Origin of the sequence: Ohtaekwangia sp. (assembly GCF_036568665.1) — a bacterium.
Classification (GTDB): Bacteria; Bacteroidota; Bacteroidia; order Cytophagales; family Cyclobacteriaceae; genus Ohtaekwangia.
The window spans coordinates 1-10,876 of the sequence record NZ_DATCSD010000216.1 but is presented as its reverse complement, the minus strand read 5'-3'; the positions used below and the strand labels follow the sequence as shown (position 1 = coordinate 10,876).

Annotated in this window: 7 protein-coding genes; 3 read left to right on the top strand and 4 right to left on the bottom strand. The window is 42.9% G+C overall.

The features are described from left to right. Window positions 1-2 precede the first annotated feature (2 nt). From VIN08_RS12110 to VIN08_RS12095, 4 genes are read right to left on the bottom strand one after another with little or no spacing between them, the layout of a single operon-like run. Window positions 3-2,087 (bottom strand): hypothetical protein, encoded by a 2,085-nt coding sequence (locus tag VIN08_RS12110; protein ID WP_331965106.1) that lies wholly within the window; start codon window positions 2,085-2,087, stop codon window positions 3-5. Between the two features lie 57 nt (window positions 2,088-2,144). Next, the gene (locus VIN08_RS12105) at window positions 2,145-3,221 is read right to left on the bottom strand and encodes a MoxR family ATPase (protein ID WP_331965104.1); all 1,077 of its coding nucleotides are present in this window, start codon (window positions 3,219-3,221) and stop codon (window positions 2,145-2,147) included. Window positions 3,222-3,227: 6 nt separating this feature from the next. Next, complete coding sequence (locus VIN08_RS12100) at window positions 3,228-5,870, bottom strand: transglutaminase-like domain-containing protein (protein ID WP_331965101.1); 2,643 nt, start codon at window positions 5,868-5,870, stop codon at window positions 3,228-3,230. Further along, a complete protein-coding gene (locus VIN08_RS12095; protein WP_331965098.1) occupies window positions 5,867-7,225 on the bottom strand; it encodes a DUF58 domain-containing protein in 1,359 nt (452 codons plus the stop codon). Before VIN08_RS12095 ends, VIN08_RS12100 begins: the two co-directional genes overlap by 4 nt. Before the next feature lie 259 nt (window positions 7,226-7,484). Here VIN08_RS12095 and VIN08_RS12090 point away from each other — a divergent pair, with 259 nt between their 5' ends. From VIN08_RS12090 to VIN08_RS12080, 3 genes are all read left to right on the top strand, one after another. Next, window positions 7,485-8,456 carry a hypothetical protein gene (locus tag VIN08_RS12090; protein ID WP_331965095.1) on the top strand — a complete coding sequence of 324 codons (972 nt, stop codon included), beginning with the start codon at window positions 7,485-7,487 and terminating at the stop codon, window positions 8,454-8,456. A gap of 562 nt (window positions 8,457-9,018) precedes the next feature. Then, complete coding sequence (locus VIN08_RS12085) at window positions 9,019-9,966, top strand: hypothetical protein (RefSeq protein ID WP_331965093.1); 948 nt, start codon at window positions 9,019-9,021, stop codon at window positions 9,964-9,966. A 90-nt stretch (window positions 9,967-10,056) separates the two neighbouring features. Further along, entirely contained in the window at window positions 10,057-10,725 is a 669-nt protein-coding gene (locus tag VIN08_RS12080) for a hypothetical protein (protein WP_331965090.1), read from the top strand. Window positions 10,726-10,876 lie beyond the last annotated feature (151 nt).

The window sequence follows — 10,876 nt, the reverse complement described above, 5'->3', positions numbered from 1 at the left end:
CTCTAAAACCTCAACGACTTCTTCATTCTATGCGCTGTCCAGAGTATCGCTATAATAAGAAGTATACCGCCTATCAGCACATAGTCGTTCTCACCGTATTCGGGTATGGTGGTTACGGGTATATTAAAAAGGTTGTAGGCTATTTTTCTTCCGCCACCTTTTAGCTCGTCTATCTTCAGGCTGTCCTGACTTACCAATACGGAATCTTTACTGGCTACTACGCAGCTAACGCGCCATATACTGTCGGCTTTTTGGAAGGTGAGCGTAGCCGTAGGAAACTCGGAGTCGTGATCCTCTTCCTCCAGTAAATTTACATCACAATCATGCAATTCGTCCAGCAGTTGTTTTACTTCCTTGTTGTCGGTGGGGCCTACTACGCGAAGGTTAAACGACATCGTGTTCTTGCTATAGGGTACCAGTTGCGGATAGAGTGTATAGAAGGCAACCAGCGAGCGTTTATACTCCTGATCTTTACCTTGCTTATCATATACCCGACACAACGCCTCATAGCAACGTGCCTGTAATAGTTTCTCATGTTCCAGGTCTATGAGCGGGTCGTTTAATACTTGCATCAGCAATCCCTCAGCTTCTTTATACTTTCCCTTGTTGATCAGCAATCGTGCTATAAAGTATCGATAGTATCGAAAAATATTTATGCGCTGATCATCCTGCAGGTGTTCATTGAATTTAGCTATAAAAAAATCCGCATCAAGGCCATCAATAATTTTCCATACTTCATCAAAACCAATCGTACTTTCCGGTGAGAAGATATGATAGTATACATAGTCGCGCTCCGGGTTAGCGCCAAATTTATTGATGAGTACAAACTTATCAGACTGCTCATCTGCAAAGAACCCTGTCATTTTTATCAATGCCGGTATATTATACCAGTACTGTGTATCCTCGAACGAAATGCTTTGCAGTTTTCGCTCTTTGTTCAGGTACGAGAATATATTTTTAGTAAAATCATACTGCTCCGGTCCCCACGTAGTATTGATGTGCATCTCTTCAAATTGAGAAGCTTTATCCAGGTGTTTCTGGCTTTCAAATAATTGTCCGTTATAATAATACCCGCGCGCCAGGCCGAGGTTGTTCCAGCCAAAGCCGGGTGTAGAACCTGCCCTGGCTATAGTAGCATGCAAGTCATTAATTCCTTTCTGTGGATTTGCCTTATAGGTATCCAGCAATGCCAACATGTAGTAGAACTCTTTTGTATTCTTCCTCGAAAAATCATCTTCCTTCTTCTCCAGCTCAAAATAGTTAATGGTCTCGGCAAACTCACCGTTCATCAACTTGGTATAGGCGTAGTTGTTATTGGAGAATGACGGTGTAAACCGCAGCATGTCGTAATAATACTCAGCGGAATCTATTTCAAAGTTATAGCTATAGATAAGCGTTTTGTAAAAGGCTATACCATTCAGTTCATATTGCTCATGTCCCGGGTTGAAGATGCCGGAATTCATATAGTAATTATCGCGCACATTAATAAAGGCAGAGTCCAGGAACTTCAACGCCATCGACTCATTGGCTTCTATCGAATTTTTCAAAAAAGCATACTTCGCAGAAGTATAGTAACGATGCCGGTGTGCAAGCCAGCACAATGCATTATAAGGCTGACAAAAAAACTCTTTCTGCTGATGCTTGTTCTTTACGCGGTGCAATATGCGTACGGCCTCATCGGGTTGCTCCAGGTTGCTATAGCACTCGTAGAGAAGACCCGCTATCCATGAGAAGTCGCGATGATACTGATATACGCCTATATACGTTTGAAGATCAGACGTGCGCGTTTTCAACTGCTTGTCATAATCTTTTTCAATCAGTTCCAGCGCTTTGGTTAATGGTTTGATCGCATTTTTATAGCCAAAATAATCCGTGGCCCTGTCGAACTTGTACGAGCCTTCATACATATACCCCACATAATAGTTCTTATCGAGCTTGATATACTTCTCCGAAAGCTCAAGCGCTCTTTTATCCATATACCATATCTCTCTGCGCTCTTCATCAATAGTCTGGCGCACCTGTGCGTGCCCCGCAAAAGCAACGAGTACAAGCAGTATATTCAGCACTATATATGGCCGTAATTTCATGGAGAATGTTATCCGTTAATCGTGAGTATACTTGTGAATGCCTATAGCGCTATTCGCTTAGCTGTTCAGGGTTTGTTGATCTTCAGCTTGTGTGGATGCCTGGCCGCTGACTACCGGTGCCGCATATAAATTTACCAACTTGAGCTTCGCGAGTCGTTCAGTCTCTTTTTTTACAATCTCCTTTAAGGCATTTTGCTTGGCATCCTTATTCTTGAAGATCAGGCGATGATGCAGCACTGGTTCCGACAGGTCTGCTATATCTTCTTCTGTAACATAGTTTCGACCATTTACGCGCGCATACGCCTTGAGGCATTTCAGAAAAATGATACCGCTTCGGGTAGAGGCACCTACCTGTATAAACGGATGCTTGCGTGTTTCGCGGATTATATTCTTTACAGCGATCAATATCTCTTCGTGTACGTATACCTCATCAGCTTCCTGCTGCAGGGCTACGATATCGTGGAAGGACAATACCTCTGTAACGTTATCGTGTACATTATTGATCGCCTTGTAATTTTTATAGATCTCGAGTTCTACTTCTTCTGAAACATAGCCCAGCGACATCTTTAAAAAGAAACGGTCTAACTGCGCATGCGGCAGCGGATAGGTACCTTCACTCTCTATCGGGTTTTGTGTGGCGATAGTAAAGAATAATTTTTCCAGTAAATGGGTGCGATCACCAACGGATATCTGGTTCTCAGCCATACACTCCAGCAACGCAGATTGTACTTTAGGAGAGGCACGGTTGATCTCATCGGCCAAAAGTATATTGGTGAACAACGGACCTTTTTTAAAAATGAAGTCTTTCTTGGCATCATCAAAAATATGACTGCCTATCAAATCCATCGGGAGCAGATCGGGTGTAAACTGCACGCGTTTAAATCCGAGATTACTTTCGGAGTGATGACCATGTTCTATATCATTATTCCTCGATATAGACAACGCCAGCGCTTTGGCAAGCATGGTTTTACCGGAGCCCGGATTATCTTCGAGCAACACGTGGCCTTTCGCCAGAAACGCGGCTATCACCAGGGCTATTTCTTTTCTTTTACCTCGAATTACTTTTTCGATGTTGTCTATCAGTAACGAAACTTTATCGTTCTGCTGAGTGGAAGTTGCTGCTGTGTCGGTCATCACGTTTTAATTAAAAAAGAATTTAAGGGTAGATGCTACATTCATGAATTTCAAATTCCGCTGAAGGAAAGTATATTTCTCAAACACCCGGGCAGTATACGTTGCCTGGTATTGATTCATAATACGGATATCATTCTCGTCAGCAGGCAGTTTATCATATTTAACTTTATGATATACCTGTATAAACTCGTCATAGCCAATGCCGAGTGCCGGTCGTATAGTATACTGGGCAAATTCAAGCGGAGTACGCTGGTTACGATAAAAGCCGAACTGGCAATATAAAAATTCGGAGGCGCGGTATATCCAGTACGCTTTCTCTTCCGGAAGTTCACTGCGCCCGGCCCTGCCGTTGTAATACCGGAAGAGTATGCGCGCCAGGAAGAGAACGATCAACAACACAATAATTACCACCACACCCAGCGAGATAAGTACAAATACCCACCACGGTGTATATTCTTCATGCGTGGTTGCCTGGTTCACGGTAGTTTCAGGTTTCTCCTGCTCTTCGTGTATCGTTACCTCATCTACTACAGTCGGGTTGGGCAACCGGGTGAGTACATTGGCAAGCTTTTCATTTTTCTTCGCATGTATACTGCGCATAGCATCGTTATATGACACGGCCGTTACCGAGTCGCCTACCTGTATATCTTTAAACTTTTTAGTAAAGTTTCCTTTTGTAATGGTGGCATCTTTCATATTCAAACTGATAGAATGCTCACCGGCACCACCGAGTTCTTTATCACCCAGCAACAATACTTTTATAGCGATGGTAGCCGTTTGCGTTGTAGCCTCCAGCGAAGTAACTTTTCCTACTGTAGCAAACCATGCCTTCTGTGGCTTTAACGGTGGTGTTGCATCGGGCATAGGCGATTCGCGTGCATCATCATTTCCGATGGTGGTATCGAAGTCGAGCCAGCCATATTCCGGGAAATATACTTCTACCCAAGCGTGGGCTTGATCGCCATAAATAAAATACCAGCCTTTGTTCTTATCGCTGCGATCAACCGTCATAAAACCGGTAGTCATCCGCACCGGTATACCTACGGAACGCAGCATAAACAACGTAGAGGCAGCAAAGTATGTACAGTATCCTTTCTTGTTCTTGAAAAGAAAATGCGAGAGCATACTGGCATTGGGTATATTCGGATCGTTCGGTGAGCCAGGATATAGTGTATATTTAAACAGCGGCTTACCAGTTTCGTCTTTGGATGTAAAGTAATCTCTTACTTTCAATATCTTCTCGATCGGTGTTTCGGCTCCGGCTGTTATCCGGTTACTCAGGCTTCGTATAGAATCAAAGATCACTCCCTTCGGAACTTCCGTATAGTAATTATAGAATTGCTTATCCACCGCACGATAGTCTTTCACTTTCTTCAACTCCTGCACGCGCGACTCCTGAAATTCCTTGATTACGTTGTTCTCTCCTACCGAAGCATTGTAAATAAAGTAAGCACTATTGAGTTGAGATACGTATGATTGTGTCTTATAGGCAAACGAGTATTGTTGTTTATAGTCGGCATCTACATTGATAGGCTGACAACTAAAGGCCGTTCCCGGGGCAGTATAGGTTTGAGGTGATAATCCGGCCAGGTATATTTCGCTTTCCACGATCTTCCTGTATAAAGGTCCGCGACTGTTTATTATAACACTCGAATCAGCATAGGTAAAGTATCGCGGTATCTTGCTCGGGTTGGGTGCAAAGAGATCGTTGGACGGCATCTTCGGATCGCGTATAAAACGCTCCAACTTTACATCGTATTTGGTAAGATGATAGCTTGTGAAATATAGCGGGTTGGGTATCTCCGGGTGATCGGGAAAGAAGTTATCTACATACGCTGCAAACAGCAATTCTTTGGATGTGCCGAACCGCGATTTCAGTTGTGAGTATTGGTTGAGATCAAATTTCTGCTGCTTGTTTTTGGTCAGCATGTTTTCTTCCTGCGGATCGCGCTGCTCTTGCTGCTGCTCGCGCGCCTCACGTATAGAGCGATCAGTGTCTTTAAATTCTCCTCTCAGAAAAAAGATAGAGGTGTGAAACAGAAGAAAGAAGAGAAGAGTAAATATAGCAAGCCTTGCTCCTGCATTCAGAAAATGTCTCCAGCGTACCTGTTCAATATTCTCTAAAGTCTCTCGAATAAAATACGTATAGAAGGCATACAGTATTACAAAGAAGAGATTGCGCACAGAGTCTTCCAGTTGCAGGTCTTTATTATAGCCGGCTGCGTCTACCAGCCCCGTTGTAAGCACCAGCGCTGCCAGCGCCAGCGGGAAATAGCGGAAGCGCGCCAGTCCGTACCCGATAAGCCAGCCGGTAATAAACAACACCGACAGATGCAGGTAGCGTACGGTAAGATAATACGAGTCGAACTCATTACTTGAAAAGAACCTCATGCCCCGGCTATAGCTATATACCAGCAATAGTACAATCGGGAATGTTACAATAAAGCGGAAACGCAACAGGTAACAGCAATAGGCAGCCGTAATAGCCACGAGTGTCACTACCGACTGGGTATATATATCGGTATTCACAAATACCAACGCTGCATCTATGCGCAGCAACGCGGGCACCACCATGGCTGCGGTGGGCAATATTAAAAAGATAAGGTGCAGTATCAGTCTCAGCACCTGGTTCTTTACATTCTCCGTCATAATACAATAGTTCTGAACAACTGATCTTCCAGGTATCGTTGCACCTGGCTTTCGTTACTCAATATTTTTTTTCGTCCTGGCGAAAAGAGCCATTTTCTTTTCAGTACATCCAGCGGATGTTCATCACTTTTTATAAACAGTGAGCGCCAGTGAAAAGCACTCCGGTTTTGCCACAGCTCTGATACCTTTACCAGGATAACGAGTGTATCAGGAGTTTTATTCGAGCATATCTCTTCTACTTCCGACAGCGGTATAAGAGAAGATATACAATAGATTCCCTCCTTCCTTGCACTCATATAGTCAACCGCCTCTTTCCCTGACTGCCACACCGAAGTACTGAGTTGATATAGCCACGTCTCTGCTTCTTCCGATTCATGAATGGTAGTCGTTGACTCCTGGTCCGGTATATATTTCACACTAAATTCCGTTCGCAACAGTGCCTCGTATACCTGGCGGATTCTCACCTTGTAATAATTCAGCATGGCATTCCCTATACTTCCAGTTGCCAAGCCTGTATTATAGAAACTCGGGTGGAAATATATATGCGAAGCATACGGATCCATAGTCTCCGGTATCTTTACTACCAGTTCTTTATTGCGGGCATATATCTTCCACACAATTCGCCTGATGTCGTCTCCGGCTTCAAAGTGTTTATAGTTTAAAAGTTCGCCCCGGGTTTTGCGCGGGATTTGTATACGTTGCACTTCTTCCTGTGTTTTATCGGGGTGTATATCCACAGCGATAGCTTCCGATTCCTCCGGAACGGTTAACAGCTTTTGCACATTTGACAATACAAACGGAAAAGAGAAGAGACGAAACATATCTTCAAAATATAGCACCGCCTTTGTTACCTCATGTTCCTTGATATCTGGTATCCATACCGGGCGGCCCGCTTTGATAGCACTTCGTATAAAACGACTGTCGCCAAAAACCGGTTGATCCAACGGCAACGCAGCGGATATACGATTGTCGGCAAAAATGACCCTGCCCTTTACATGCCCCAGCAACGGCTTGATTATACCAATAGCCGTGAGCCCAAGCGATACATATCCTGCCTGTGCTTTCTCGCCATCACCGATGGTTACTTGTATGGGCGAGCCAGGATGTGATCTTCTATAGATCCAGAAATACCCCCAGCACAATAAAGCCGTGAGCAATGCTATGCCCGACATCATTATAAACACGACTCCCGTAAAGGTAACGAGTGCCTTCAGCAGCAATATAAAATACGTGGGCTCTTCCAGGCTGCTATATTTGTTATGCACAATGGCATAGGCGCTGGCCGTGACAAACAGCAACACGAAAAAATTCAGTTGAAACGGAATGAATGAAAAGTAGTATGCAAGTTTTTTCATCTGGTCCCCACAGGCTATCTGTGAATCTTAAAGAATATAAATGAAGAGGCTAAAATAGCAAAACTATCGTGCGAAGGTTAAAAGTAGTCCAAGTAATTTACAGTCATTTTTTATTTACGCGCCATATACTGTTCGGGGAGATTCTTCGTTCTGAGAAGTTGATTTTTTCAAACGCATACCCGAAAGCATTTCGCCGGATAATGTTCTTATATTTGGGCGACATTCACATAACCATAAGCCATATCTGTATCCAATCAAAATGACAACTTCTTCCATTACGTTTCTCCGTCCAATCCAAGTCGCCATCATTATTATCGTAACAGCTTTTGTTTCATGGTCGTGCAGGCAGCCGGAGGGCGACACCGCTTCCACAGAACAAATCAACAACACGAAAGGCGACAAGCACGTAAAAATTACCGGCACGCATGTATATATAGTTCCACCGGAGGGTTTTTCAACAACCGCCACGGGCGAAGCCTATGTTGACTTTACTACCACTGCACGCATTACGGTAACACAAAGCGAGCGGCCATTCAACCGCGACTCAGAACATGACGATTCGCCCAACGTTACCGACCAGCATAACGTTGATGTGAATCACTATAAGGGATTTTCCAAAAGCATTCGCGAGAAAGATTTTGCAAAAGAGATTCTCAACTTTGGTAACGATCATGTTACCGTAACCCTGACAGCAACCATTCCGGGTGCAGATAGCGCTATCATAAACAAAGTAAGGATAGCAATACGGTCAGTGGTACTGCTGGACGAAAAACTTCCTGACCCCAGTGATGATGCTATATATAAGGTTGATGTTCAGGACACGCCTTTGAAATTTGCGCGGTTGATCAATGGTATGCTGATATATACTGAATCAGGTGACATGCTCTCAGCCTCCCGCTTCAATTTTATTGTAGCCTCTAAGTATATAACTGACGCCACACCCGACAAACAAAAGACAATAGCAGAAGAATATTTACGCAACGAGCTTCATTATAAAGACATCCGGATAAAGGAAAGTAAACCTGTTACGATCGATGGATTTTCAGGATATGAATTTACCGCAGAAGGAACTCAGATGGATGCAAACACGCACGACCTCATGTACCTTGTAATGCTGTTCGATAACAGCAATGCCTATGCTATATTTGGTACAGCCACAGAAGACTTTGAATCGAGCGAAACAATGTTCAGGCAAGTTGCGCAGACGTTTCATTTGAAGAATGGAAATTAATTCAGAATAGCACGTACAGTAATCATGATTAGTAAACGTCTAAGATATTTTCTACCAATCACTGCAAAATTCTCCATTGCCGGATTGTTCATTCCTGGCTTTACTGTAATGCCAATCATAGGGCTGCAAATGGGACTACAATCGCTAGGAATAGAATGCACAATTACATGGAACATTCTATGGCTGGTAAGTTTCGTTGGCGTCATTATACTTCCCGTCTACTTTTATAAGGGCATGATCACGCGATTACTGGACGGAACAGACACAAGCACCAGTTCAATCATACTCTTCAATCTAGGCGAATATACTCTTATCCAACTCGCATTATCTTACTTTATTACCAGGTCCAAAACATTATGCTACGCTTCGGATGGGCAGAACGGAATCGAACTTGTATTTACCGGCTGGTTAAGTATACCTGTGCTGCTGCTACTTAGCTTACTATTTGACTCTAAACGGAAAGAAATAATTCATCCTTGAATAAGCGGATGGTTAAAAAAAGCAACGTTCATTGCATTACCAGATATAGAAGTTTACATTTATAGCTATACGTTATATCCTCATGCGCAACATAAAATCTCTACTCCTGCTCCTGTCTGCATTGCTATATATCTCCTGTCAGGACAATGATGAATCGTCCTTAAGTTACCAATGGTCAGGCAGCAAAGAACTCCCGCAGGCTTTCATCTATAAAATGAGAAAAGCAGATGGTACATCTCTGTATATTTCGGGAATGGTTGACGGCACCTCGGGAATTTACAAACTCTCCACGAACAAGTGGACCAAACTGGTTGAAACATCTGCCTACGCTAACGACTTCATCGTATACAAAGGTGTTCTATACTTCACCAATTATGATGGTCTCTTTAAAGTGATAGATTCCAAAGCCGAAAAGATCACCAACGATAATGCAACCATTTCAGCTATGGAAGTATATAATGACAAACTCATCATCGCGGGCGGGGGAATTGTTATCGATGATAAGACCTACACGACTGTGAGTTTTGATGGTTCGAACTTCACGCCTGTATCACAAACCAACAGTGGCTATTCGATGCTGGTTGCCAATGACAAATTATACATCAGCAATTACCCGGTTATTGAGTATACCAATAACGAATCCAGGTATCTGGATATAGGCGGTCAATCCAACATGGTGAAAGATGATCAGGGAAATATCTATATAGCTTCCAACATTGTTGACGATCAGTATAAAGTATCAAGTACCATTCAAAAATATACTTCCGGTGGATTATCTTCCATCTTGGGAGAAACACTGGACTGTGACATTCAGGATATTCAAGTGTTCAATGGCACCCTGATTATCGCAGGCTACTCAAATACAGGAGAACAAGTCAGCTACTATTATACGGACAATCGCTGGGTTAAACTTTATGTCCCTGTATCGTCCCATAATAACAACACGCCCTATATATTAACGAATCTGATTATCTACAACAACAAATTACTCAGCACCACACCACTCGGTGAAGTTTTTGAGTTGAAATAAATTGGGTGTTCAGGCAGCTCCTAATACTCCATAAAGTTTTACTATCGTGAAATCGTGAGAAGTATACAGTACTTTTAGAGTAATTAATATATGAACCCGGTTCTGAAATTCAGAGTATACATTCTCTTGGCTCTTGTCGCATCTGCCTGCGCCAAACCTCCTGAGCTCCCTGTATTTGACACTCCTCAACCCGAAGGACTGAATACAACCAATATCCCGTCTAACTTCTTTGGCACATACGAAAGCCTGGTTGATTCCGGTCTTCTTACAGTGACCAACCAGGAAATCATTTTAAAACATTTTTGGAATCTAAATGTACCGATAACCGAAGTTGATTCAATCGACAGATTGACATTAAAAGATGCCGTGTATAAAGACAGACAAGGTATCATGCGGGTAACTGTAAAGAATGATAGTGTCTATCAACGAACTATTACCATAGATACATTATACTATAAATCTGATTGGTATGCTATCAAGAAACACAAGGGATACTTTATCCTGAACAGAAGCTTTTTTAAAAATCCGGAGAGATGGATGATTACAACATTGCGGGCAACAAGTAATGGTCTGCTGCTGGGAACGATCCAATCCAAAAAACAACTGGATTCCCTGCCAGACTATAATTCCAACGAACCTGACTCAATTACTTACATCCCGCCTTCTGACAACGAACTGAGATTTTTTTTGCGGGATGAGAAATTTAAAAACGAATCTAAATTTGTGCGGGTCGAATATGGTTTGCGAAAAAAGTTGTAGCTATTGCTAGCTAATCCCAAAAATAAGAAGTCGGCTTTGCCAATGGCGGTTGAGGTATATTAGCCTGCTCAAATACAGAATATTCTATAGTCCGGCAAATGGAATTTAAGGCGAGGTCGTTAGACTCTACACCGAAAGGTTCACCGATCTC